Origin of the sequence: Blastopirellula sp. J2-11 (assembly GCF_024584705.1) — a bacterium.
GTDB lineage: Bacteria > Planctomycetota > Planctomycetia > Pirellulales > Pirellulaceae > Blastopirellula.
The window spans coordinates 5,122,090-5,145,202 of sequence record NZ_CP097384.1; the positions used below are offsets into that span (position 1 = coordinate 5,122,090).

Here is a 23,113-nt window from a genome sequence, read left to right on the forward strand (position 1 = left end):
GATCTCCGGTTCGCAGAGCTTTTTTGTGCGCGGACCAGCGGTTAGGATCCGCGGCCAAAACGCTCGTAGTACAACAAGCCTGCGATGGTCTTGCCGTCCTTGATGCGGCCATCGCCGATCATCGCGATCGCTTCGGAAATCGGTACGACCAGGTTTTCGATCTCTTCCCCTGCTTCACGCGCGGGAGTTCCCTCCTTGAGTCCGCTGGCGACATAGACAAACATCCGCTCATCCATGATCCCCGGCGATGGATAGAACTGGACCAGCAGTTCGACCGATTCGGCCGAATAGCCGGTCTCTTCGGTCAATTCGCGGGCAGCGGTCACCTCAGGAGGCTCCTGCGGTTCAAGCGTACCGGCCGGAAGTTCGATCAGCGTTTCTTCGACCGAAACCCGATAGTTGCGAATCAAACAAATCTGATCGACGCCAACAATCGGCACTATCACCGCGGCGCCGGGATGACGAACGATATCGCGCTGTCGCCCATCATGCACGACCCGATCCACCGCGAAACGAACTCCCTCATAGCGACGATCGACCATCCGTTTCCCTTTATTAAAAACTGCTGGACCTGCGAATGACGGCCGGTACATTGACAAAAGGATCAAAGAGTTTTCGCACAACAACGGGAGCATACCAATGTCATCCACCACCGTTAACCAGGGAGCGATGGTCGTTTCGTGTCTGCGATATCGCAACGCAGCAGCGGCTATCGATTGGCTCTGCGACGTGCTTGGTTTTGAACGACACGCGGTTTATCCCGGCGAAGGAGAAAGGATCGCCCATGCTCAACTCACATTTCCCGGGGGTGGAATGATCATGCTGGGATCTGTCGAAAATCAATCCGAGTGGGGCAAGTTGGTGAAACAGCCCGACGAAATCAACGGCTGCGAAACGCAGAGCGTCTACTTGATCACGCCCGACGCTGACGTGATTTACGCCAAAGCAAAAGCGGCCGGCGCCGAAATCGTGATTGATATCCGAGACGAAGATTACGGCGGTCGCGGTTTCACTTGCCGTGACCCGGAACATCGTATCTGGACGATCGGCACTTACAATCCTTGGCAACCTCCCAAGTCCTAGCATCGCCGCAGGGTCAAAAAAAAGGGACGAGCGTTTCGGCTCGTCCCCTTCTGACATGATTCTGAACTAGCGACCGCCGCCGCCCTGGCCTCCTTGACCGCCGCGTTGACCTCCTTGACCACGAGGTCCGCCTTGACCGCCTTCCTGACCGCGTGGACCACGTTCGCCACGCGGCGGGCCCCCTTGTTGACCATCTTGGCTTTGTCCGCCGCGCTGACCTCCAGGACCGCCCTGCATCATTTGGGCGCATTGCTCTTTTTGTTCCTCAGTCAAGATGTTCGCCAATTCGGCGTTCACCTTCTGTTGCAGCGCCGCCATTTGGGCTTGCTGCTGCGGAGTCAGCTTCAACATCTGCTGCAGGAAGCCAGGCATCACTTCGCCGATGCGCGGAGGTCCCATCATGCCGCCTGGCCCCATTCCGGGACCACCAGGTCCCATGCCGGGGGCACCTTGCTGGCCGCGCGTGTTGTTCGTCTGGCTGGCGAAATGGGCTTTCAGTTCATCGGAAGTCACTACGTCGTCTTTGTTGGCGTCCGCCGCCGTAAACAAACGCAGTAAGCGACGATCGTTCACTTCGTCCTTGGCAAGCTGACCATCTTGATTGGCGTCCAGCTTCATCAGTCGGGCCAACATCTCGTCGGGACCGCCGCCCCCCCGCTGTTGATTGCCGCCGCGTTGACCTCCAGGTCCACCGGGTCCGCCCGGACCACCGGGGCCTTGCGCCCAAAGCGAGGTCGTCGCCAATCCCAGTGACACAGTCAGCGCTAGCGACGCTACGTTTTGCCATCTCATGTTCCAAACTCCTGAAGAAAAGAAAGATCGCGTTAGCGCGAGCCGCGGCGATTTGAGGGGAAATCTCGATCATCCGGAGTACGCCCGATGACGAAATCAAAAGTAGCCGCCAGTTCGCCGATTTTTGATTCGGGGAGCGGCGTAAATTCGGTCGTCACCAATTCGCGATCGATCAGATCACCAGCACTATGGTAGACGCCATCGCGAGCATTTCCTGCCGCTCCGGCCACAAAGATCTGAGTCGTCAGCACTTCACGCCCCCCCACTTTCACCTTTGCGTGAATGTGCCCGGCAGGACGCCCTGGATAGGGGACCGGCTTGATTGTGCGAAAGCGATATTCACCGGTCGAAGCGGTTTCAAATCGGCCGAAGCCCTGAAAGTGCTTGTCTTGTTGGCTCTGCTTGCGACCACTATCGGCGGTATGTAAATAGACGGCGTTTGCATCGCACTGCCAGATCTCGACGGTTGCATTGCGAATTGGTTCTCCGCTGCTCGACAACACGCGCCCGGTCAAATGCGTGATCTCGCCTACCGCCGGCGTAAGACTGTCTTTGATCAAAATCAGGTCGTTATCTTGGTCAAGCGGCATCTTATCGGGATAGAACGGCCCTTCAGTCAACGAGGGAGAAGGCATCAGATATTCGGCGAACAACCCGCGGGTCGAAAAACAAGCGATGCCGAATGCGCCCGCCATCCAGCGGCGGCGAGAAAATGAAGTCGAATGATTCATTACAGTCATAATTCCTTGGAACAAAGCGATGCGGATCGGGCGTTCGGCGTCGCCCGGCGACATCTGATACAACCGATTAAACAGTAGAATGTTTCGCCGGTGGTGGAAAATGTCGATAATCTCGACAAAATGCGAATTATTTGAAATCCTCTCGGTCCAATAGACCATCCTGATTGCGGTCCAAAACCGGAAACAGGCGGGGAGGTCCGTCGAACTCCTCTTTAGTCACCTGGCCATCTTTATTGCGATCGGCGCGAGCCATCACTTGCTCGTAAGTGAGCCGACGTTCACGCCCCATCGGCGAGCTTCGCGACGAACGCGACTCGCTTGCTTTGCTGTGGGACATAACGGCCTCGTGCTTCACCGCCTGGTCGCTCTTCAGCGTACGGTCAAAAAACTGATTGACCATATCCGATACTTCGGCGCCGCCAAATCCTTTTCCATGTCCGCCTCCTTCGATGGTATGGAAATGAACCGGCAGCTCCGCTTTCTTCAGCGCCTCAAAGAGCAACTCACTCTGATAGTGGGCGACAGTCGGATCGGCGTCTCCGTGCACGATCAAAAATGGGGGAGTCATTTCGCTGATGTACTCGATGGGGTTCGCCTTCGCCGCTTTCGCTTTGTTTTCGAGAATCGGTCCGCCAATCAACTTCGACTCAGGCGAGTTCGGATCGAGATGCTTCAAACGCGCTCCAGGAATCGCGTTCACGTCCATCTGCAGCAGGTCGGTCGGGCCATAGTAGTCGCAAACGGCCTGGACTCGGCTCGAAACGTCGAGATGCTCTCCCTTATTAAACTCCCCGCTATCACTGGTCGTCCCCAACAAAGACACCAGATGCCCACCGGCTGAACTTCCCCAAACGCCAAACTGATCGGGGTTGATGCCGTACTTACCAGCGTTGGCTCGTAACCAGCGAACGGCCGCTTTGCAGTCTTCGATCTGAGCCGGAAAAATCGCTTCGCCGCTCAGACGATATTCGACGCTCGCGACGGCATAGCCATCGGATACCAGCCACCGCGCAGGACAACCATTTTTGCTTCCCCCCATCCACCCACCGCCGTGAACCCAGATGACCAACGGCAACGGCTCCTGCGCTTCCTTGGGCAAATAGAGATCGAGCTTCAGTTCGCGATCCCCGATCTTGGCGTAGGTCAAATCCTTTTGCATGCTGACTCCTGAAGGAAGCTGCCGGGGCGACTGTCCGAGCGCCGCTGTTGATACGATTGTCGCCAAAATCAGCGATGCTGCGCTCATCACGTTGGTCAGCATGGTAAATACCTCCCCAGATTTGTTATGAAACCGGTTTTACCGTTATCTACCGAACGCGTGGGAGATGGAGAAGTTTCGCGACTTGCTGCAAGTACTGGAATATAACGGTTGCAAATTGCCTCTCGATTTCCCTCATTTTCTCCCGTCCCGCTTGCCGATTATTTTTACCCGGGTAAAAATAAAGCATCAAAAAAATGGCACAGGAGAGAAACATGCAAGCGACGGCAAGAACTGCGTGCACCGCATTTGAGGGCTTCCGGCTGATCGGTTCGGGTGAGTTGGCCGCCATCTCACCGGCGATCTATCGGGCGCTTCAAAAGGCGGATCATGCGCCGATTCAGATTTTCGACGACGCATCGGCGCATCAGGTGGAAGTTGACTTTCGGGGAGACCTGGCCGACGTGTTGGATCGACTGGAAACGGCGGCTCAATGGGCGATCGAAGATGCGCCGCCTGCGCCCACCAACGAGAATGCGTCCGTTTCGCCGCCGCGCGGTCGTGGTCGCCCCAAGCTGGGAGTGGTCGCTCGCGAAGTGACGCTGTTGCCGCGACATTGGGACTGGCTCGATACCCAACCCGGCGGCGCGTCAGCATCTTTGCGTCGGCTGGTCGAAGAAGCGAAGCGGATCAGCGGCCCCGCCGATCGAATTCGCCGCTCCCAAGAGGTCGCCTATCGCTTTATGTCGATGATGGCTGGCGATATGGAGGGATTTGAAGAAGCGTCGCGTGCGTTATTCGCGGCGGAAGAAACGCGATTTGACGAGATGTCAGCGGCTTGGCCGGCGGATGTTCGCAACTACGCCAAACGCCTGGCCGAAGCGGCGTTTGGCTCGGATCTTGCGCCCAACACTTAGCGGATCGTGCATGTCCGTCCCTAGTCAGACAATCTCAAGAAATAAAAAAAGCCGAAGACAAGTCACCCAGTCTTCGGCTTTCGTTTACAAATTGCGATTACTCGGGGCGCTTCGACTTGGCGCCGAACGGGCGCTTGCCGCCGGTCCGTTTGGCTCCGCCGCTGCGACCTGCACCGTACGATTTCGGGCGTTCGCTTGAATCGCCGCCCCCTTGCGAATATCCGCCGCTACGACCACCACCGTGGCCGCCGGGACGTCCCGACGACTTGCCGTAGCTACGACGAGGACCGCCGCCTGAGCGCGAACCGCGCGAACGAGGTTCGACATGGAACGGGTGATCGGCGTCGACCGTAATTGTCGTGCGAATCAAACGCTCAATCGCACGCAACGTGCCATGCTCGCTGAAATCGCAGAACGAGAGAGCGATCCCTTCTTTGCCAGCGCGCCCGGTACGACCAATGCGATGGACGTAGCTTTCTGGATCGATCGGCAAATCGAAGTTGACGACATGCGTCACGCCATCGACATCGATACCGCGAGCGGCGACATCGGTAGCGACCAACACTTGCAAGCGACCGCTACGAAAGCTTTCCAAGGCGCGATTGCGTTTGTTCTGCGTCTTGTTGCCATGAATCGCATCGGTGCGAATCCCCGATGCGTTCAGTTCTTTGGCCAAACGATCGGCGCCATGTTTGGTCTTCGTGAAGACGAGCGTGCGACCAACTCCGTCGGCCTGCAGCGAGTGTTCGAGCAACGCTCGCTTGTCCCCTTGGTTGACATACAGCAGGCGCTGTTCGACCCGTTCGGCCGTGGTCGATTCGGGCGCGACTTCGATCCGCACCGGGTTGTTCAGCAAACCGGAAGCCAACTGCGCCACCTTCGGCGGCATCGTCGCCGTGAAGAAAATAGTTTGACGCTGCTTCGGCAACTTCGAGACGATCGTCTTGAGCGCCGGCATGAAGCCCATATCGAGCATGCGGTCCGCCTCATCCAGGACAAACGTTTTCGCTTGGCTTAGATCGACATAGCCCTGATCCATCAGGTCGAGCAAACGACCCGGCGTTGCAATCGCGACATGTACGCCGCGTTTCAAAGCACGAACCTGCGGATTTTGGCCAACGCCGCCAAAGATGGTGGTCAAGCGAAACTTGACGTTTCGACCGTAGACGTTGAAGCTTTGGGCGATTTGAGTCGCCAACTCGCGGGTCGGCGACAAAACCAACACCTGCGGAGCACACGAATCGGCGCGAGTGCGGCCTAAATCCAATTGATTCAAAATCGGCAATGCGAACGCGGCGGTTTTGCCGGTTCCGGTCTGGGCGCAACCGATCAAGTCGCTCCCTTCCAGCAAATGCGGAATCGCTTGGCCTTGAATCGGGGTCGGCGTGTGATAATTCTCGGTGGCCAAGGCTTCTTGGATCGCTTCGCTAAGCTGCAATTCGCGGAAACTAGTGATACTCAAATCATTCCTAACGTAGTTAAGTGCAATGCGACCGCAACGGGCGCAGTCCTCGAGCGCTCGAGGATATAGGTGTATGCTCCGGCGGGTACTGGCGGCGTCAATGACCATACAAATTGGTGCAATGACCAATTCGCGCGACAAGACGCTCATGTCGAGAGACGCAAAGATCCGCTACCTGCAGATCGGCCGCGAGCCAGTCGCGTTCATTCGGCCTGTCATTTCAGATTCGCAAGCAATTAGGCAAGCGGCCGAATGAAAGGAAGCGATATATGCCAGTCTGATAATCTTGAACGCCGAGCAAATCCGAGGAAGCCTGGCCAAAAGATTGAAGTAGATCAAACCAACGCCCCTGAAGACGTTGGTGCGTGCTCAACTCTTAAACCGACGAGATATCCATCTGATCGGTTCAGTGCCAAATTGTAGCTGCAAACGTGATTTTGAATAGGGGGAAAATATATTCCCTCCCACAGAATGCCGAAGTTAGGAGCGGCTGCTCGAATAATCGGCGCCCCTATTCCGAAATAAATAAAAGCTCCGACTATTGAGCCCTCGCAAGCTACGGGAGCCCGCAGCCGTTTGCCCACTATTTACGCGAAGCAATCACTCCTTTGCGCAGAATCCAGCCGTTTTGCCTTTCCAAGTAAAAAGATTTATTTAGTGCGAAACTGGCTCGCGAAATGCATCTGTAGAGTCTTTGGCTTTGTCGCCAATTGAGCTGCTGCTCCCCTAAGCACCCCTGATAACGATCTGAACGTCTAGTTATTTCTCCTTCGTATTTTTCCTCCACATATTGTGTGGTATTTGTCCTTCGCCATCCATGGATTCGTTTTAAGGAATAGTTGATGAAAAGTTCGAAGCTGTCTCGCTTCCGCGGTTTCACCCTAGTGGAACTACTTGTCGTGATCGCAATTATTGGCGTTCTGATCGCCCTGCTGTTGCCTGCCGTCCAGCAAGCTCGCGAAGCGGCCCGCCGTATGAGTTGCATGAATAATTTGAAGCAGCTCGGCTTGGCGCTGCACAACTATCACGACACCTTCGGCACATTGCCGTCAGGCTACATCGTTCGTACGCCCAATAGCTGCGGCGTCGCCGATCAATCGCCCGCGAACAATCGTCTGGCGCCGTGGACCGTGTTGGTTTTGCCGTTTATCGAACAAGATGCGCTGCACGATCAGTTTGATTTCAATATCGACTTCAGCGGATCGCAAAACTGCAGTGATTTGACCTCGGGCGCCAACGCGACGCCGTCAAAAAACACACTTTCCGCCTACCAATGTCCGTCTCATCCCGGCGCCGGCTCGACCAACAAACTGCACTACGAAGGAGTTCAGGGCGGCGGCGCCGCCTATCGCTGCGCTCGCAACAGCAGCAAGCGGCTCTTCTATGAAAACGGCGTTCTCTACGCCAACTCGAAAACCCGACTAGCCGATTTGATCGACGGAACTTCCAACGTCCTGATGCTCGGCGAAACGAACATGAACGACTGCGGCTGGGCACATAGCCACAAAGGAGATGGTTCAGCCGGGGTTCCCTACACCGTCGCGGCGGCCAAAGATCCGATCAACATCTACAACGGCTGCATGAAAGCTGACGCCGAGTGCGGCTACGATTATCAATCGAAATCATTCGGCAGCTTCCACCCCGGCGGCGCGATGTTTGTTCTCGGAGACGCTTCAGTTCATTTCCTCTCGGAGACGATGGACACCACGACGTATCAAAACCTGGGCATTCGCAACGACGCTTTGCCGGTTGGCGGATTCTCGACCAACTAATCCCGAGCGATAGGCCACCAAACTGGAGGAGTCGATATGAACTGGAAGTCGGATTTCTATTCACAGAGCGCTCAGTACGCGCTGCTTGTGACGATCCTGCTTGCACCCGTTGGCTGCAGCCAATCCAACGGTCTAGAGCGCTATAGCGTCTCTGGCGAAGTCCGGTATGACGGCAAACCGGCGCCACTGGGCGAGATCATGTTCTTGCCCGATCGTGACGCCGCAAATCCTGGGCCCGGATCGATCGTCGAATACCGCGACGGCAAGTTTAACTTGCAAGACAAAGGAGTGATCGGCGGCGCCTATCGACTGCGCATCACCGGCTACGATGGAATTCCGGTGCGAATGGAGAGCGGAGTTGATCCCGGCGGTCGTCAAATTTTTCCGCCGTACGAAATGACATACGAGTTTCCGAAAGAGGACACGACGTTAGTGATCGATATTCCTCAACGAAAGTCACGTTAATTCTCTCCGGCTGTTGTTCACCCATTGGGCCGACGCATCTCTCCGATCGTCGGCCTTTTTGGTTCTTGCCGCCAAGAAAGCCAATCTGCCGCGGTTGGCGTTGTTCCTCAGTAGCGTACAATCGACTCCGACACATCCGTTGTGAATTGGGAGAAACGCTTGAATACGCCGCTGCTTGTCGCCGCCAGCGTGATCATTCCGCTTATCTGGGGATGGGGAACGCATCTGCTGTTCACTTGGATTTGGCCTCCCCAATCGGCTCGCAGCGTTGATTCCAACGATCCGCAGCCCCCGCAAGGACCTCCGTTCGACTATCAGATCTAAGGTCCGTGTAATGATCTCTCCTGAAATTCAAGAGTTCCTGCGTTACGCGCCGATCGGCTTTCTGGTCGGCGGCTATGGAACGTTGGTCGGCGCCGGAGGCGGATCGGTGTTGGTGCCGATCTTGCTGATGATGATGCCGGATGAATCTCCCGCCAAGATTACGGCGATCTCGCTGGCGGTCGTCTTCTTCAACGCCTACTCCGGCACGGTCGCCTACATGCGAATGGGGCGCATCGACTATCGCGCCGGCACGATCTTCACCGTCGCAGGCATTCCCGGCGCGATCCTCGGTACAATGCTCGTACGAGCGATGCCGCGGGAATTATTTGACCCGATCTTCGGCACGCTGCTGGTTCTCATCGGCGCTTGGCTATTCTCCAATCCGCTAGGATCAACCAGCGATACGGACAACACGAACCAACCGATCGCTGGGACGCGGATGTTGATCGGCTCGCTCGGCAGCGCCTATATCGGCGTCGTCTCCAGTTTACTGGGGATCGGCGGCGGAATCATTCACGTGCCGTTTTTGATCCGCGCCTTGAAGATGCCCCCTCACTTCGCCACGGCGACCTCTCACTTTGTTCTCACTTTTATCGCATTGACCGCGACGATTACGCACGTCTGCATGGGAGAGTTTCAGGGAGAACTCTCGACCACAATGTATCTGGCGGTTGGCGTCATGATGGGCGCTCCGATCGGTGCGGCCGTTTCGACCAAACTGAAAGGTTCGCTCATCGTGAAAATGCTCGCCCTGGCGCTCTGCTTTGTCGGCATCCGGCTGTTAGTGCGGATGTTCTAAAGCGTCCGCTTACAGAAAGAGTCGATAAGCCGGGTTGTTGGTCTCATCGACGCACGGATAGGCCAGCCCGCTCAGAAATTCTTCGAAGCCGGTCATCTCGCTATCGGGCACTTGGAGCCCGGCCAAAATCCTCCCTACATCGCCTCCTTGGCTGCGATAGTGGAACAGGCTGATATTCCAACTAGGCGGCATGTGCGAGAGAAATTTCATCAGCGCGCCGGGGCGTTCCGGAAAATCGAAGCGATACAGCCGTTCGTTTTGGACATGCGGACTTCGCCCACCGACCATGTAACGGACATGCATTTTGGAGAGTTCGTCATTGGTCAAATCGACCGCAGCAAACGCATGCGTGTTCAGCTTCTCAATCATCTCGGCGGTATCTTGTCGGTTGGAAGTAGTGAGCCCGACAAAGACATGCGCCTGGGTTTTGTCCGACATGCGGTAATTGAATTCGGTGATCCCGCGGGTACCCAACAACTCACACAAGCGTTTGAAACTGCCTGGTTGCTCCGGAATCGAAACGGCGATTAGAGCCTCACGCTGCTCACCCACTTCGGCCCGCTCAGCGACAAATCGCAGCCGATCAAAGTTCATGTTGGCGCCGCACGTGACGGCGATCAAGTTCGTTTCGCTCAGCTGCTTCTCGGCCGCGTATTGCTTCAGACCGGCGACGCTCAATGCGCCCGCAGGCTCCAAAATACTGCGAGTATCTTCAAACACATCTTTGATCGCGGCGCAAACGGCGTCGTTGTCGACCACCACAAACTCGTCGACCAGCGCCTGCGTCATCCGGAAGGTTTCTTCGCCGACCAACTTTACCGCCGTGCCGTCAGAGAAGAGCCCGACCTCGTTCAGTTGGACGCGTTGGCCTGCTTCGACCGATTGGACCATCGCATTAGAATCCGCGATCTGCACGCCGATCACTTTGATCTCAGGCCGGACCGCTTTGACATAAGCGGCGACGCCAGAGATCAAACCGCCTCCGCCGATGGCGCAAAAGATCGCGTGAATCGGTTGTTGCAATTGCTGTAAGATCTCCATCGCGATCGTCCCCTGACCGGCGATCACGTCAGGATCATCGAAAGGATGCACGAAAGTCAGCCCGTGCTCGACGGCAAGCTCGGTCGCATAGGCGTAGGCGTCTGAGTAGCTTTCGCCATGCAGCGTGACCTCTCCATGAAACGAGCGAACCGCTTCAATCTTTAGCTGGGGAGTCGTCACCGGCATGACGATCATCGCACGACATCCCAAACGGTGGGCGCTGAGCGCCACTCCTTGCGCGTGATTTCCGGCCGAAGCGCAAATGACGCCGCGCGACAGTTGTTCCGGCGTCAGATGGGCCATCTTGTTGTAAGCGCCGCGCAGCTTGAAGCTGAACGATGGTTGATTGTCTTCCCGTTTGAACCAGACCGAATTGCCAATGCGCTTTGACAACCGGGCCGCTTGTTCCAGCGGCGATTCGATCGCGACGTCATAAACCCGCGCGTTCAATATCTTGAGCAGGTAATCGGTCAAACCAAGCGGCTGACCGTCGGATGCCGCAGCGGGCGAAAGTTGATTGTGGGGAGTTTGGCCGGGGCCCAGCATAGATGTCTCGTCGCGAAAGAGGAAAACGTCCCTTCAATTATAACGAACAGTCTCCGTTTCTCCTGCATGAGACCCCCAGAGTGCGCATCGAAGTTTCTGGAGAAATCTTTCTTTCTTCAAAACGGCTTCCGTCAACTTGCCTCCGACAAACAGTTCGCGTTAATAGATAAAAGGGCGAAAAACCGGAGCGAGAGCGAATCAACGCCGCTCGGTAAGATACTTCACGAACTACCAAGGAGGCGAAGAACATGGATTACCGACAACTCGGCGGATCAGGGCTCAAAGTTCCCGTATTGAGCTTTGGAACCGGTACTTTTGGCGGCGGGGGAGAACTCTTTAAGGCCTGGGGAAGCACCGATGTCGCGGAAGCGACCAAGCTGGTCGACATCTGTCTCGACGCAGGCCTGACCATGTTCGACTCGGCCGACATTTATTCGCAAGGCGCCGCCGAAGAGATTCTGGGCCAAGCGCTGCGTGGACGTCGCGAAAAGGTCTTGATCTCCACCAAAGGAACCTTCCGCAGCGGCGACGGTCCTAACGATGTCGGCTCGTCCCGGCATCATTTGATCCAAGCGGTCGAATCGAGTCTGCGGCGGTTAGGGACCGACTACATCGATCTCTATCAACTGCACGGCTTTGACGCGACGACACCGGTCGAAGAGACGCTGATGGCGCTCGACGACATGGTTCGCGCCGGTAAGATCCGTTACATCGGCTGCTCGAACTTCTCTGGCTGGCATCTGATGAAATCCTTGGCTGTCTCCGAAAAGTACGGGCTCTCCCGTTACGTCGCTCATCAAGCCTATTATTCGCTGGTCGGTCGCGACTACGAATGGGAACTGATGCCGCTGGCCCTCGATCAAAAAGTAGGCGCCGTTGTCTGGAGCCCGCTCGGCTGGGGTCGCTTGACTGGCAAGATTCGCCGCGGAAAGCCGTTGCCCGAAAATACGCGTCTGCAAAGCCAGGTCGCCCGCGACATCGGCCCGCCGGTCTCCGATGAACATGTCTATGACGTGGTCGATGCGCTCGACAAAGTTGCCGCCGAAACCGGCAAGAGCGTCGCGCAGATCGCGCTGAACTGGGTGCTGCAGCGTCCATCGGTGGCGACGGTAATCGTCGGCGCTCGCAATGAAGAACAGCTGAAACAAAACCTGGACGTGGTCAACTGGAACCTGACAGCACAGCAGATTGCGTTGCTCGATGAAGCCAGCGAGACAACGCTGGCCTATCCCTATTGGCACCAACGTAGCTTCGAAGAGCGGAACCCGCGACCCGTTTAACGCAGTAATTGGATGGCCCGGTCAGTCTATTCAAAACTGGCCGGGTCGCTTTAACAACAAGATGACTCATCATCCGGTTGCAAAGCCCCCAGATCTCTCTCCCCCAAACAAGCTTTCTTACTACCGCATCCGCAACTATTTCGTGGCGATGCTCTCCGCGCTAACTCGAAGAATTCGAGTCCGACGCAAACAGGTCTGCTGGCAAAGTTTCTGCTCCTACGACCCCCACCAACAATTCAGGAGCAAGCGTTGCATCGGGGTTATTGGAATGAAGAACAGAAATATCGCCGGTCGTTTCAAAAACCACGGCGAGCACATCGTCTAGAGTGATCACGTTCGCCTCGCGTAACTTGCCGTAAATGTCTGCATGGGTGACGTTCGCCTTTCGCATGTTCTCTTCCAGTAGTCCTCCTCGCGACATCAATAGCATGGGCTGGTTGTCAACAATCTGACTGACGGACTTCGAACTTCGTCGGAGAAAGGCCACCAACCACTGTCCGCCGAAAAGCGTAGCAATCGCGACCAGTCCGACAGACAGGGTCGGCGTCGAACCAGACATGGTCGACGCAAAGAGGGAGCCGACGGCGATCGTCATCGCAAAGTCGGCCGCCGATATTTTGGAGAAACTGCGCAAGCCGACAATCCGAGTATACGCGAGGATTGCCCCATAGGTGATGATCCCCGAGAGAACCACCATCGCCAGTTCGCTCCATTCCGCGGTGATCCATTCGTCGATCATTTCGAGATCTTCTTTCCGGATAACATTCGCTAGTTCGCGTTGATAGTAACGGCGTAATTATCGCAACTCTCGCCTGAAGAGCAAAAATTCGTCCACGGACAATCGTAGTGAATCTTCGTCCTGCTTGGCGCATGACGAGGCGGCATGTCTCACGCGAACATCGCCGCCGGAGCCCGCCGCGTGCAGAACCAGAGACTCTGGCCCAGGCACAGTTGCTCATTTGACAACCATTTTCCGTGACGTAGATTTGCGAGATTTCTCTCGGCAACTCTTCCCTTCCCTCGCAGAGGCTTGCGGTCTATGTCCATCCCTGAAAAAACGCCGGCTCCGCTGAAATGGCTGGATGACAATTGGCCGTTTGCCGGCGCGGTGACGATGATCTTTCTGCTGGGAATGTTGCCGCTCGTCGCTGGCGTCTGGTCCTTTGCCCTCGTGCTGGTTTTGCTGCAGCTGATCGTCTATCTAGCGCACCAACTGGAAGAACATCTGGGCGATCGATTTCGCCGCTTCGTCAACGAGAACGTCGCCGGCGGATACGAAGCGTTGACGCCGCGGGCCACCATGTGGATCAACGTGGGCGGCGTGTGGATCGTCTACTTTGCAGCGCTGCTGATGGCCGGACTGTTCGACGTCGGTTGGGGATTGATCGCCGTTTACACGATGCTGCTCAACGCTTTGGCCCATATCGCCGCAACCCTGGCGATGCACCGCTACAATCCTGGCCTCTGGACGGCGATCTTTTTGTTTTTGCCGGTCGGCGGTTTTACCTGGATCATCTTGAGCGAAAGCAACGGCCTGGGAATGCTGGCCCATGTGGTCGGCCTGGCGGTCGCTCTCGCGATCCATATTGGGATCGTGCTGAGCGTCAAACATCGTCAGCAGTTGTTGATGCAAACGGCGTAAAGCGAAGCACGCCGCTTTTCGAATTCGCAAAATTGTCTCTTGCTTAGGAATTCAAAACCCGATACAAAGTGAACATAAGTTCACCATCAGTATTGGAGGCGAGCGCCATGGAAGCCATGAACTGGCTTTGGATGGACATGAATTCCTATTTCGCCTCGGTGGAGCAGCAATTGCGGCCCGAGTTGCGCAAACAACCGGTCGGCGTTGTTCCGCTCGATACCGATCGTACCTGCATCATTGCGGCCAGTTACGACGCGAAACGTTTCGGCGTCAAAGTGGGGACGAAGGTCTATGATGCGCGGCGACTTTGTCCCGGCATTCAGCTGATCAAAGCGCGGCCCGATGTCTATGTAAAGATGCATCATCGATTGCTCGCATCGGTCGAGAAGTGTGCTCCGATCGAGCGAATCTATTCGATCGATGAATGGACGATTCGCCTTCTTGGCGCCGATCGACAGCTTGAGCAAGCTCGTCGCCTGGCGTATCGCATCAAGCGTCAAGTCGCCCACGAGATCGGCCTCTGGATGTCTTGCTCGATTGGGATCGCGGCCTCACGTCTGCTGGCCAAGATCGCCGCCGGTTTAGAAAAGCCGCATGGACTAACCGCTTTGCCGCAGGAAGCGCTGCCAGAGCGGATTGAACATTTGTCGCTGACCAAGCTGAACGGCGTCAATGTCGGAATCGAACGTCGCTTAAACCAGCACGGGGTGACCAACGTTCGCGAGCTCTGGAATCTGAACCGCGACGAGATGACGCGTGCCTGGGGTTCGATCTCCGGATCGCGTTGGTGGGCAGGGCTGCATGGAATCGATGAGCCGGAACCGCCCACGCGGCGACAATCGATGAGTCACGGCAACGTCCTTGATCCGCAGTTTCGCACCGCCGAAGGCGCTCATTGCATCTTGGTAAAGCTGATCTGCAAACTGGCCCAGCGATTGCGCCGCTCGGGCTACTTCGCCAATGTGCTGCAGCTCTCGCTCAAGGATGTGCGCGGCGGACGCTTTGAAACCAAGACGCCGATTCCTTGCCTGCAAGATACCCCTTCGCTGCTGCTGCAGTTTGAGAAGCTCTGGAAAAGTCGCCCAGTCAGCAACACGCCGCTACTCAAAGTAGACGTTTGCGTCAGCGATCTACGCCTGGCGTCGCAGGTAACGCGATCGCTGTTTCAAGAGCTGGAACAGCCGTGTAAATTGTCGGCGGTGCTGGACGAGATCACCGATCGCTGGGGACCATCAGCCCTCTTCTTCGGTTCGATCCATCGCTATCAACACGCGATGGAAGAAAAAATCGCCTTCGGTCGGATCCCGGAAAACCGCTCCTCCACTTCCTAGCCTGCAGCGAAATATGCCGGAATTGAAAAAGGGAATAGGGAATACGGTAAACGGCCGGGTTGCTTTAGCAACAAGATGCTGCGCTATCGGCTCCAAACTTACAACGCGCCCTAACCTCTCGCATGCGCCAATACCGATCGCGATTGGAATGGGGAAAAGCTTTGCAACCACATGGAGAAACATCTTGTTGCTGTCGCAACCCAACCCGAGAAAATTGCGCAACTTCTAGATCAATCACAACGTGCGAAGTAAGCTCGAAAGAGGTAAAATTGGCGAGAACCCTATCTCACGGTCGCTAGGCGGCTTTCATCGTGACGGAGTACATTCTCATGAAGTTCTCATTCGCTCCTACGTTTCTGGTTATAAGTATTGGCGCCGCGTTCTTGGCGATCGGCTGTACGCCTGCGGATCAGACTCCCACAGCATCCGCCGAAAAGAAATCGCTGACCGTTGCGATTTCGCCCGACATTCCGCCGTATGTGCTTGACCAAGCGACCAGCGGATTGGAAGTCGAACTGCTTCAGGCCGCCCTGCCCGACTACGAACTGAACTTCGTTCAAATGCCGTATGAAGCATTGGAGACCGCCGTGCCGCAACAGAAAGCGGCGATTTCTGTGGGCATTCGCCAAGAGAATGACCACGAATTTGATTCCCATGATTTCATCGCCTTCTCGAATGTGGCCATCGTGAAAAAGTCGGCCGACATGCAAGTCGCCAGCGTCGGCGATCTCGGCAAGTATGAGGTTTTGACCTGGCAAAACGCTTATACCGAACTGGGAGACCAATTCAAAACGATGTTCGCCCCCGGCGGTCCGGATCACGACCACTACAAAGAAGTCGCCGATCAAAAAGAGCAAGTCGAGCAGTTCTGGAAATCGGACAACGCCGTCATTGTGATCGACCGCAACATTTTCGATCACTTTTCCCAGTCGCTTGGTCATTCGCTGGAGGATGTCCGTGATGTCGAACTTTTCCCCGGCGTCACCAGTTTTAAAGTTGGTTTCGCCGAGGAGTCGCTGCGAGACAAGTTCAACGATCGTCTGACGGAACTATGCAGCAGTGGAAAGTACCAGAAGTTGCTGGACAAATATCAGGTTCACCTTCCAGAAACTCCTTGCGATGCAAAGCAGGAAAACCACTAATCGCGACTAGGCGAACTCGCCAGTTTCGCTCCTAACAGGCGAAACCGGCGTAAATGTTCGGCAGGCGATGAAGGATCGCAATGATTGGGCAAGACTCCGTCCAGTTCCAAGTGAAGAGCCGCAGCGACGCTCGCGGGGATTTGCTCTGGATGTGAGTTAAAGATATCAGGCGGCAAGCGAGCCGCTTTGCGATAACTGACAAACAGGTCGCCGCTGAAGAGCAACCGCCGCTCTGGCGAGTAAAATCCCATATGACCTGCCGTGTGCCCCGGCAGGTGAACCGCCTGAAGTCCTTGCCATACATCCAGCATGTCGCCGTCATCTAACAGACGATCCGGCGTGAACCGTTGAAAACCAAGCAACGGTCGCCCGACAGTTTCTAACCACTGCGCGACGCGCGCTCTGCCCGGATAGTTCGATCTGCCTGCATATTGATCGGCGTCCAATCGCGGCGCGGCGATCCATGCGCCGTAGCGTCGTGCGATCGTTTTCACATTGAAGATGTGATCGAGATGACCATGTGTGACAATGATTCCGCGAATTGGAAATCGATCCCAGCAGCGCCGCACTAGCGCCCGCTTCATTCGTCGCAAACCGCCAATAAAACCGGCGTCAATCAAGTACAGCTCTTCTTGATCGCGCAGCACGTAAAAGTTGATCGCTGGAGCGCGAACCTGCAGAATGCGCCCCTGATCCGCGAGATTCATGAAACCACTCAATCGATTCCGTTACTTTCCACCAGACGCCGCTGTTATCATCCCGCGAGAATCAACAGGTGTCAAAGCAGTCCGACGCAAACGGCGTTTGACGAAGAAGTCCAGAGATTGCGAATATTCCTCACCACCTCCTATCCCTCTTAAGATGCGAGCCTAACTTGGATCCGCGGCCCCAGGGAAGGTATACTGATAGGGCCGCAAGTTACTGTCGATCGATCGTACACGCCGCCCGTTCACTATTCCCGCCATCAAGAGTCAGCACCATGACGAATCCCCTCAATCGCCGCCAGTTTCTTGCCCTTTCTTCGCTCTCGGCCGCTGCCGCTGCGTTGCCTGCATGGTCCTTTGCCCAAGAGTTGACGCCGGAAGTCGCAGACGGCGTTGATTGGTACAACGTGCAAGACTGGGGCATCGAAGGAAAAGGGTGGAACGACACGGCTCGCTATTTTGATCGCTTGCCCAGTCGCGCCGAAGGAAAAGTTCGCGCCGCAGTTTGGAATCTCAGCCGTCACTCGGCTGGCATGCTCGTTCGGTTTGAAACCGACGCACCGTCGATTCGTGCTCGCTACAAACTACTCAGCGGCAATCTCGCGATGCCGCATATGCCTGCGACCGGGGTGAGCGGAGTCGATTTGTACACACGCAACGAACAGGGACAAGATCGCTGGTTAGCCGTCTCCAAGCCGGCGACGCAAACGGTCAACGCGGTGCTGACCAATGACATCGATCCCCGTCCCAACGGCGAGCGACGACTCTATACGCTCTATTTGCCGCTCTACAACGGCGTTGAGTCGCTGGAGATCGGCGTCCCGACCGGCAGTGACTTCGCCGCGGTCGCTCCCCGCCAAGAAAAGCCGCTGGTCTTCTACGGCACGTCGATCATGCACGGCGCCTGTGCTTCGCGTCCCGGCATGTCAATTACCGGCATCGTCGGCCGCCGGATGAATCGCCCGGTGATCAATCTTGGCTTCTCGGGCAACGGCCGGCTAGAAGCGGAAGTGGGTGAGTTTCTCTGCGAACTCGACCCCGCCGTTTTTATCATCGACTGCCTGCCGAACGTCGACGGCCCGGTCGTCGCGGAAAAGACCAAACCGCTAGTTCTGCAATTGCGTAAATCGCATCCCGAGACGCCGATCTTGCTGGTCGAAGATCGCACCTACACGTTTGCGCCGTTTCGCCAGTCATCCCGAGAACGCCACGCCCGAAGTCGCGCCGCCTTCAAAACGGCCTTCGAAAACCTGCAATCCGCTGGCGTTAAAAACCTCTACTATCTGCCAGGCGACAATCTACTAGGAAGTGATGGTGAAGCGGCGACCGACGGTTCGCATCCCAACGATCTGGGAATGATGCGCTACGCCGACGCGTATGTTCCGGCGCTGCAAAAGATTTTAGGAAACGACTAACGACAGCTCGCTTCGTTTGATTTCGGTGGTCTGGCTCACAGCTAATCTGCTTGAAAAAAGCAAGACTGGACCAGTTCAGAAATCACCACAGGAACACGAAATGCCAGAGCCGCCGCGCGGATTCGGTCGTTGGCTCCAACTTCCGCTCGAAGGAGAGCGTTGGTGGTCGCCGTGTCGCGCGATCCTGATCGGGATTGTCGGCGCGTTGATCAACTCGGCGGCGATTCGGTTCACCCAAGCGTTGGGCGTTCAGGCCGGGACAGGCGGATTCGCCAAATGGTTCCTTGCGCATCTGAACCTGTTGCTGGGAACCACGCTGCCGCTTCAATTAGGGCCGATTCGCCAAGAAGCGTTTCACACGGCGGTCGGCGTCGTTTCGGCGCTGATCTATGCAGGCCTCTTTTATCGACTGTTACCGGGGCCGCGTTGGTTTCGCGGGCTCCTCTATTGTCAAGGAATGTGGGCCGTTCAAGCTTTGGTCGTGCTGCCCTGGCTCGGCAAGGGATACTTGGGGCTCGGCATTTCGACAACGGCGCCGGTTTGGTCCTGGTCGCTAAACGCACTGTTTGGCCTGGTGATCGGCGCACTTTATTTTCCGGCGCGCAAAAAGCGACCGCCGACCAGCAACGAAGCAGCCAAGCCGTAGTCGTCACAGCCCCTTTACAAATTCCACCAGCTGATCGAGCACGGTGCTCCAGCCTTCATGAAATCCCATTTCTTCGTGCTGCTTGCGCGTCGCGATATCGGCGTGGAGCGCGACGGCCTTATAACGCGTGCCTCCTTCCACCGTTTCCAGCGTAATGATCCCGGTCATGAACCCCTGCTCCGCCGGGCGAAACCCCGGCAGCAACATATCGGTCCAAATCAAACGCTCACCGGGAATGACTTCCAGGTAACAACCGACATTCGGAAATTTTTCTCCTTCCGGAGAACACATCGTCGTCCGGAAGATCCCACCGGGACGCAAGTCAATTTCACAGTCGGTTACAGTCCAAGGACGCGGGCAAAACCAATGGCAAACTTGCTCCGGCGTCGTCCATGCGGCCCAGATTAACTCGCGAGGGACGTCGACAACCCGCTCTAGCACCAAGTCCAGCTGCGGATCTGGATCCCTTTGGAACGATCGATTCATGCTTGCTTTTCCTTCGTAGAATGGGCGATTTCCGAACAGTAGAACATGGACGTCACGGCATGTTAATATGAGAAGGCTCTAAAAACCCATCTCCTACCCTCGCTGGCCCCACCATGCAAATTCCATCCTACCTCCGCTCCGCTTCGCTCCGTTGCCTAACACTTGCGATTTTGATCGCAATCACAGCGGCGACATCTGCGGAAGAGACCTATACCGAAAACCCCGGCGACGCAGGGAACGGCGACTTTGTCATCGGTCCCGACTACAAAGTGGATCCCGATCTGACCGACCAGGGAAACCCGAAAGGAAAATACTTTACGTTCAGCATGCCGCTGGCCGAGAGCAAGATCTTTCGTGGGGATGACAAGACGCTTGATCCGACCAAGCCGGTCCGCGTTGCGCGAAAGATCTTCGTCTACATTCCGGCCGCCTACAAAGATGGAACTCCGGCGCCGATTCTAGTGACGCTGGATGGTCCGAGTCGCTTGAATCTGGTCCGCAACGCGCTCGACAATCTCACGATCTCGAAAGATCCAACGCGGCGGATTCCGGCCTTCATCGCGATCGCGGTCGAAAACGGCGGGAACGACAGCTATGGAAGCCAGCGCGGCTTGGAATACGACACCATGTCGGACCGGTTCGCACGCTTCATCAACGACGAAGTGTTGCCGGCCGTGCTGAACGATCCGCAAATCAAAGCCGCCTATCCGCATATTGCTTTCACTGACAATCCCTGGGGCAAAGCGATCATGGGCTGCAGTTCTGGCGGCGCGGCCGCATTGACGGTCGGTTGGTTTCGGCCAGACCTGTTTCGTCGCTTGATCACTTACAGCGGCACCTTCGTCGATCAGCAAGACGACGATGCAGCCGAAGAAGAGGAATATCCGCTCGGAGCATGGGAATATCATTCCGGCAAAAAGCTGATCGAAACGAGCGAAAAGAAACCGCTGCGAATCTTCACGCACGTTTCCGAGTTCGACAATCGCGCCAAAGATCCTGCCGAAACTTATCACAATTGGGTAATGGCCAACCAGCGAACCGCCGCCGCGCTCAAAGCGAAAGATTACGACTATCGCTTCGTCTACAGCAAAGCGACGCGACACTGCGACGGCAAAGTGTTTGAAGCAACCTTGGCTGATACGCTGATCTGGACCTGGCGCGGCTATCACGCTGAGTAGTACAGGCTGCGCTCATGATTTAGTTGGCGCGCACAAGCTGTGAATTCTCGACGATCGTGTTGAGAAACACCCGGCGAATCGCGTCATACCCACGGTCATTCGGGTCCTCGACATTTTCGTAGAACCAATAGTGCGGATCGTCCGCGACATAGGTCGATCGCCAGAACTGACCGCTATGCGCCCCATGCCCTAGAAAAGTTTTGTAAAACGGGACGATGTGGACGTTGGGGTGCGCCGCAGCGACCTCGTAAATCACTTCGTTATACTCGGCGTGAATCGCCAGGCCGTCATTCCAATTGGGCAGATAGATGCTCGGCGCGTCGCCGATGCCGTCGGTTGGATCATAAATATCGGCGAGATAGATCTCGCAGCCGCCGGGAAAGCTGGCCTCAATTTTGACCAGCATCTCTTCTAAACGCGTACGAAACGCGTCAATCCACGGCTTTGCTTCGTCGAGCGTCGCGCCGTACATGGCGCACTCGCGAGGCGTCGAGCGACCGTAACTATGGATCAAGTCGTTCCCGCCGCTCGTCATCACCACCAGGCCGAATTCTTCCGGTGCATGCGTCTCGAGCCGTTCTTCAATCACCTGCAGATGATCGCGGGAAGTGGAGCCTGAGATCGCGAAGTTGTCCTCCGCCAGATTGGGTAACACCTTCGACAGACATAGCCCTTGCATCGCGGGAAACTCATCGTCCGGATTGGCGATCAACCGATTGAAGTAGGTATGACTCGGCGAGTCAGCGCCAAGTCCCGAGGTGACGCTGTCTCCGATTCCAACCAGGCGAACGGGTCGATCGGTCCAAACGCGCGCGAACGGCGCCGCATCAACTGGTGGTCCGGCCGGTCCGCTGCCGATCGATCGCAGCATGAAATACTTCACATAAAAAACGGCGCAGCCGACCAGCAACAGGCCTGCCGCCGAGATCGCCACGAGTCGCTTGCCGCGCAATTGCATCGAGTACTCCTTATATTATTCGATCATTTCTCGACTTCATCCGCATTTCGCCAGAACGCTCTTCCCAGCTCGGCCTCCGTTTCCGACATCAGCCACAAGACGCGGGCAATACAGGCGCTCGACATCATGTCGTCCGGCGCGTTCGCCTTCCAGTTGGCGTAGATCGCATCGACGTTCCGCCTGGCCCGCTCAAGCAGATAGAGCTCGTTGGTCGCGCGGTAGAGTTCGAGATCGGCTTCGATCATGAAGTGCGAATATCGCACCGCGTCACGATAGAGGCCAGTATGTTTATCCAGAAACCAATCGGCCGCTTCGCCAATTCGCTTGGCCTCCTCCAGATATTCGTTCTCGCCGGTCGCCCGATAGAGCCCTAAGTTGGCCCGCAACATCAACGCGCTGTTGTAGGTCAGCTTGCCCTGTTTGATCTCACCGGTCGCAACCACTTTGCGGTCATCAAACAAGCCGTCGTCATCCTGCAGCGCAGAATTCGTCCAAGCGACGATCTCCCGCGCCTTCTGGATCAGCGCCAGAGATTCCGCTGTTTCAAACTTGGCTAATTGCAAACAACCGACCGCCGCTGGGCCGTTGGCGCAGGTATTCTTGGTTCCGTCTTTGTGGCGTTCGTGCCACCAGATTCCGCCGCCGATCTCCTCGTCCCAACCGCTCAGTACAAATTTTTGCGTCTCGTCAGCACGCTGCAGATAGCGAGGGTCGTGATTCGTTTCGTACGCTTCCAAAAAGGTGATCACCAACCAGGCGTTATCGTCGTAATACTTGTCGTTCCCATTGCCGCGGGTCGGCGCCGCTTCATAGCCGGGGATCTTCGCCTTTGCGTCCCAATAACCATCGAGGGCCGTGAAGTAGGCGTCCAACGACGCTGCGTACTTCTCCGGGTCGATCCGCGCGGCGGCGGTAAGATTGGCGAACATCACGCTTTGCAGCCAGACATAGTCGAGTCTGTCGTGCTTCAACGTTTTGAAATAGACGCCGCTTTTGGTATCGAAGAACTTCGTTTGGATAGAGCTGGTGACTTCTTCGGCATGCTGGGCATATTGGTTCGGCTCAACGGCCCGAATTGCACTGGCCATCACAAACAGCAGCGCGATCGTAAGAACTTTGGTCATGGGGCATTTTCTTCGCAGGGTGCGTCAATCGAGATTACTATCGTCAGCGTGCGTGGCTACGCGCCGCT

General features: G+C 56.2%; 24 protein-coding genes. 13 read left to right on the forward strand and 11 right to left on the reverse strand.

The window, feature by feature from the left end:
- Positions 1-41: 41 nt before the first annotated feature.
- Positions 42-542, reverse strand: a complete 501-nt coding sequence (locus M4951_RS20235) for an NUDIX hydrolase (RefSeq protein ID WP_262023443.1) — start codon at positions 540-542, stop codon at positions 42-44.
- A 97-nt stretch (positions 543-639) separates the two neighbouring features.
- On the opposite strand from M4951_RS20235, the gene M4951_RS20240 reads away from it, so the two are divergent.
- The gene (locus M4951_RS20240) at positions 640-1,083 is read left to right on the forward strand and encodes a VOC family protein (protein WP_262023444.1); all 444 of its coding nucleotides are present in this window, start codon (positions 640-642) and stop codon (positions 1,081-1,083) included.
- Positions 1,084-1,149: 66 nt separating this feature from the next.
- Here the strand turns inward: M4951_RS20240 and M4951_RS20245 are convergent, their stop codons facing one another.
- The 3 genes from M4951_RS20245 to M4951_RS20255 form a co-directional block, all read right to left on the reverse strand.
- Positions 1,150-1,875 carry a hypothetical protein gene (locus M4951_RS20245; protein ID WP_262023445.1) on the reverse strand — a complete coding sequence of 242 codons (726 nt, stop codon included), beginning with the start codon at positions 1,873-1,875 and terminating at the stop codon, positions 1,150-1,152.
- Between the two features lie 32 nt (positions 1,876-1,907).
- The gene (locus tag M4951_RS20250; protein WP_262023446.1) at positions 1,908-2,606 is read right to left on the reverse strand and encodes a protocatechuate 3,4-dioxygenase; all 699 of its coding nucleotides are present in this window, start codon (positions 2,604-2,606) and stop codon (positions 1,908-1,910) included.
- Between the two features lie 136 nt (positions 2,607-2,742).
- Positions 2,743-3,876: an alpha/beta hydrolase gene (locus tag M4951_RS20255; protein ID WP_262023447.1), complete on the reverse strand. Its 1,134-nt coding sequence runs from the start codon at positions 3,874-3,876 to the stop codon at positions 2,743-2,745.
- Positions 3,877-4,088: 212 nt separating this feature from the next.
- Here M4951_RS20255 and M4951_RS20260 point away from each other — a divergent pair, with 212 nt between their 5' ends.
- Positions 4,089-4,730 carry a DUF2239 family protein gene (locus M4951_RS20260; protein ID WP_262023448.1) on the forward strand — a complete coding sequence of 214 codons (642 nt, stop codon included), beginning with the start codon at positions 4,089-4,091 and terminating at the stop codon, positions 4,728-4,730.
- A 97-nt stretch (positions 4,731-4,827) separates the two neighbouring features.
- Here the strand turns inward: M4951_RS20260 and M4951_RS20265 are convergent, their stop codons facing one another.
- Positions 4,828-6,192, reverse strand: a complete 1,365-nt coding sequence (locus M4951_RS20265; protein WP_262023449.1) for a DEAD/DEAH box helicase — start codon at positions 6,190-6,192, stop codon at positions 4,828-4,830.
- 842 nt (positions 6,193-7,034) lie between these two features.
- Between M4951_RS20265 and M4951_RS20270 the strand changes: the two genes are divergently transcribed.
- From M4951_RS20270 to M4951_RS20285, 4 genes are all read left to right on the forward strand, one after another.
- On the forward strand, positions 7,035-7,964 hold the full coding sequence (locus tag M4951_RS20270; RefSeq protein ID WP_262023450.1) for a DUF1559 domain-containing protein: 930 nt from the start codon (positions 7,035-7,037) through the stop codon (positions 7,962-7,964).
- 36 nt (positions 7,965-8,000) lie between these two features.
- Positions 8,001-8,429: a hypothetical protein gene (locus M4951_RS20275; protein ID WP_262023451.1), complete on the forward strand. Its 429-nt coding sequence runs from the start codon at positions 8,001-8,003 to the stop codon at positions 8,427-8,429.
- A 159-nt stretch (positions 8,430-8,588) separates the two neighbouring features.
- Positions 8,589-8,753, forward strand: a complete 165-nt coding sequence (locus M4951_RS20280) for a hypothetical protein (protein ID WP_262023452.1) — start codon at positions 8,589-8,591, stop codon at positions 8,751-8,753.
- A gap of 10 nt (positions 8,754-8,763) precedes the next feature.
- Positions 8,764-9,552 (forward strand): sulfite exporter TauE/SafE family protein, encoded by a 789-nt coding sequence (locus M4951_RS20285; RefSeq protein WP_262023453.1) that lies wholly within the window; start codon positions 8,764-8,766, stop codon positions 9,550-9,552.
- Positions 9,553-9,561: 9 nt separating this feature from the next.
- Here M4951_RS20285 and ilvA read toward each other — a convergent pair whose 3' ends face one another.
- Positions 9,562-11,139 carry a threonine ammonia-lyase, biosynthetic gene (ilvA, locus tag M4951_RS20290; protein ID WP_262023454.1) on the reverse strand — a complete coding sequence of 526 codons (1,578 nt, stop codon included), beginning with the start codon at positions 11,137-11,139 and terminating at the stop codon, positions 9,562-9,564.
- A 248-nt stretch (positions 11,140-11,387) separates the two neighbouring features.
- Here ilvA and M4951_RS20295 point away from each other — a divergent pair, with 248 nt between their 5' ends.
- On the forward strand, positions 11,388-12,419 hold the full coding sequence (locus tag M4951_RS20295) for an aldo/keto reductase (protein WP_262023455.1): 1,032 nt from the start codon (positions 11,388-11,390) through the stop codon (positions 12,417-12,419).
- 160 nt (positions 12,420-12,579) lie between these two features.
- Here M4951_RS20295 and M4951_RS20300 read toward each other — a convergent pair whose 3' ends face one another.
- Positions 12,580-13,158, reverse strand: a complete 579-nt coding sequence (locus M4951_RS20300; protein ID WP_262023456.1) for a DUF421 domain-containing protein — start codon at positions 13,156-13,158, stop codon at positions 12,580-12,582.
- Positions 13,159-13,458: 300 nt separating this feature from the next.
- On the opposite strand from M4951_RS20300, the gene M4951_RS20305 reads away from it, so the two are divergent.
- From M4951_RS20305 to M4951_RS20315, 3 genes are all read left to right on the forward strand, one after another.
- Positions 13,459-14,061 (forward strand): HXXEE domain-containing protein, encoded by a 603-nt coding sequence (locus tag M4951_RS20305; protein ID WP_262023457.1) that lies wholly within the window; start codon positions 13,459-13,461, stop codon positions 14,059-14,061.
- A 107-nt stretch (positions 14,062-14,168) separates the two neighbouring features.
- Positions 14,169-15,392, forward strand: a complete 1,224-nt coding sequence (locus M4951_RS20310) for a Y-family DNA polymerase (RefSeq protein ID WP_262023458.1) — start codon at positions 14,169-14,171, stop codon at positions 15,390-15,392.
- A 329-nt stretch (positions 15,393-15,721) separates the two neighbouring features.
- A complete protein-coding gene (locus M4951_RS20315) occupies positions 15,722-16,534 on the forward strand; it encodes a transporter substrate-binding domain-containing protein (protein ID WP_262023459.1) in 813 nt (270 codons plus the stop codon).
- On the opposite strand, the gene M4951_RS20320 is transcribed toward M4951_RS20315, so the two are convergent.
- The gene (locus M4951_RS20320) at positions 16,531-17,241 is read right to left on the reverse strand and encodes an MBL fold metallo-hydrolase (RefSeq protein ID WP_262023460.1); all 711 of its coding nucleotides are present in this window, start codon (positions 17,239-17,241) and stop codon (positions 16,531-16,533) included. The genes M4951_RS20315 and M4951_RS20320 overlap by 4 nt on opposite strands.
- A 272-nt stretch (positions 17,242-17,513) precedes the next feature.
- Here M4951_RS20320 and M4951_RS20325 point away from each other — a divergent pair, with 272 nt between their 5' ends.
- Both M4951_RS20325 and M4951_RS20330 read left to right on the forward strand, forming a co-directional pair.
- Complete coding sequence (locus M4951_RS20325; protein WP_262023461.1) at positions 17,514-18,653, forward strand: SGNH/GDSL hydrolase family protein; 1,140 nt, start codon at positions 17,514-17,516, stop codon at positions 18,651-18,653.
- Between the two features lie 100 nt (positions 18,654-18,753).
- Positions 18,754-19,299 carry a hypothetical protein gene (locus tag M4951_RS20330; protein ID WP_262023462.1) on the forward strand — a complete coding sequence of 182 codons (546 nt, stop codon included), beginning with the start codon at positions 18,754-18,756 and terminating at the stop codon, positions 19,297-19,299.
- Positions 19,300-19,302: 3 nt separating this feature from the next.
- On the opposite strand, the gene M4951_RS20335 is transcribed toward M4951_RS20330, so the two are convergent.
- A complete protein-coding gene (locus M4951_RS20335; RefSeq protein WP_262023463.1) occupies positions 19,303-19,785 on the reverse strand; it encodes an SRPBCC family protein in 483 nt (160 codons plus the stop codon).
- 113 nt (positions 19,786-19,898) lie between these two features.
- Between M4951_RS20335 and M4951_RS20340 the strand changes: the two genes are divergently transcribed.
- The gene (locus M4951_RS20340) at positions 19,899-20,963 is read left to right on the forward strand and encodes an alpha/beta hydrolase (RefSeq protein WP_262023464.1); all 1,065 of its coding nucleotides are present in this window, start codon (positions 19,899-19,901) and stop codon (positions 20,961-20,963) included.
- A 19-nt stretch (positions 20,964-20,982) separates the two neighbouring features.
- On the opposite strand, the gene M4951_RS20345 is transcribed toward M4951_RS20340, so the two are convergent.
- Entirely contained in the window at positions 20,983-21,921 is a 939-nt protein-coding gene (locus M4951_RS20345; protein WP_262023465.1) for an SGNH/GDSL hydrolase family protein, read from the reverse strand.
- A 23-nt stretch (positions 21,922-21,944) separates the two neighbouring features.
- The gene (locus M4951_RS20350; RefSeq protein WP_262023466.1) at positions 21,945-23,045 is read right to left on the reverse strand and encodes a glycoside hydrolase family 76 protein; all 1,101 of its coding nucleotides are present in this window, start codon (positions 23,043-23,045) and stop codon (positions 21,945-21,947) included.
- Between the last annotated feature and the right edge of the window lie 68 nt (positions 23,046-23,113).

Bases quoted from the DNA above. Each gene is read 5' to 3' on its own strand.
- M4951_RS20235 (WP_262023443.1), bottom strand. From the start codon at position 542: ATGGTCGATCGTCGCTATGAGGGAGTTCGTTTCGCGGTGGATCGGGTC.
- M4951_RS20240 (WP_262023444.1), top strand. From the start codon at position 640: ATGTCATCCACCACCGTTAACCAGGGAGCGATGGTCGTTTCGTGTCTG.
- M4951_RS20245 (WP_262023445.1), bottom strand. From the start codon at position 1,875: ATGAGATGGCAAAACGTAGCGTCGCTAGCGCTGACTGTGTCACTGGGA.
- M4951_RS20250 (WP_262023446.1), bottom strand. From the start codon at position 2,606: ATGAATCATTCGACTTCATTTTCTCGCCGCCGCTGGATGGCGGGCGCA.
- M4951_RS20255 (WP_262023447.1), bottom strand. From the start codon at position 3,876: ATGCTGACCAACGTGATGAGCGCAGCATCGCTGATTTTGGCGACAATC.
- M4951_RS20260 (WP_262023448.1), top strand. From the start codon at position 4,089: ATGCAAGCGACGGCAAGAACTGCGTGCACCGCATTTGAGGGCTTCCGG.
- M4951_RS20270 (WP_262023450.1), top strand. From the start codon at position 7,035: ATGAAAAGTTCGAAGCTGTCTCGCTTCCGCGGTTTCACCCTAGTGGAA.
- M4951_RS20275 (WP_262023451.1), top strand. From the start codon at position 8,001: ATGAACTGGAAGTCGGATTTCTATTCACAGAGCGCTCAGTACGCGCTG.
- M4951_RS20285 (WP_262023453.1), top strand. From the start codon at position 8,764: ATGATCTCTCCTGAAATTCAAGAGTTCCTGCGTTACGCGCCGATCGGC.
- ilvA (WP_262023454.1), bottom strand. From the start codon at position 11,139: ATGCTGGGCCCCGGCCAAACTCCCCACAATCAACTTTCGCCCGCTGCG.
- M4951_RS20295 (WP_262023455.1), top strand. From the start codon at position 11,388: ATGGATTACCGACAACTCGGCGGATCAGGGCTCAAAGTTCCCGTATTG.
- M4951_RS20300 (WP_262023456.1), bottom strand. From the start codon at position 13,158: ATGATCGACGAATGGATCACCGCGGAATGGAGCGAACTGGCGATGGTG.
- M4951_RS20305 (WP_262023457.1), top strand. From the start codon at position 13,459: ATGTCCATCCCTGAAAAAACGCCGGCTCCGCTGAAATGGCTGGATGAC.
- M4951_RS20310 (WP_262023458.1), top strand. From the start codon at position 14,169: ATGGAAGCCATGAACTGGCTTTGGATGGACATGAATTCCTATTTCGCC.
- M4951_RS20315 (WP_262023459.1), top strand. From the start codon at position 15,722: ATGAAGTTCTCATTCGCTCCTACGTTTCTGGTTATAAGTATTGGCGCC.
- M4951_RS20320 (WP_262023460.1), bottom strand. From the start codon at position 17,241: ATGAATCTCGCGGATCAGGGGCGCATTCTGCAGGTTCGCGCTCCAGCG.
- M4951_RS20325 (WP_262023461.1), top strand. From the start codon at position 17,514: ATGACGAATCCCCTCAATCGCCGCCAGTTTCTTGCCCTTTCTTCGCTC.
- M4951_RS20330 (WP_262023462.1), top strand. From the start codon at position 18,754: ATGCCAGAGCCGCCGCGCGGATTCGGTCGTTGGCTCCAACTTCCGCTC.
- M4951_RS20335 (WP_262023463.1), bottom strand. From the start codon at position 19,785: ATGAATCGATCGTTCCAAAGGGATCCAGATCCGCAGCTGGACTTGGTG.
- M4951_RS20340 (WP_262023464.1), top strand. From the start codon at position 19,899: ATGCAAATTCCATCCTACCTCCGCTCCGCTTCGCTCCGTTGCCTAACA.
- M4951_RS20345 (WP_262023465.1), bottom strand. From the start codon at position 21,921: ATGCAATTGCGCGGCAAGCGACTCGTGGCGATCTCGGCGGCAGGCCTG.
- M4951_RS20350 (WP_262023466.1), bottom strand. From the start codon at position 23,045: ATGACCAAAGTTCTTACGATCGCGCTGCTGTTTGTGATGGCCAGTGCA.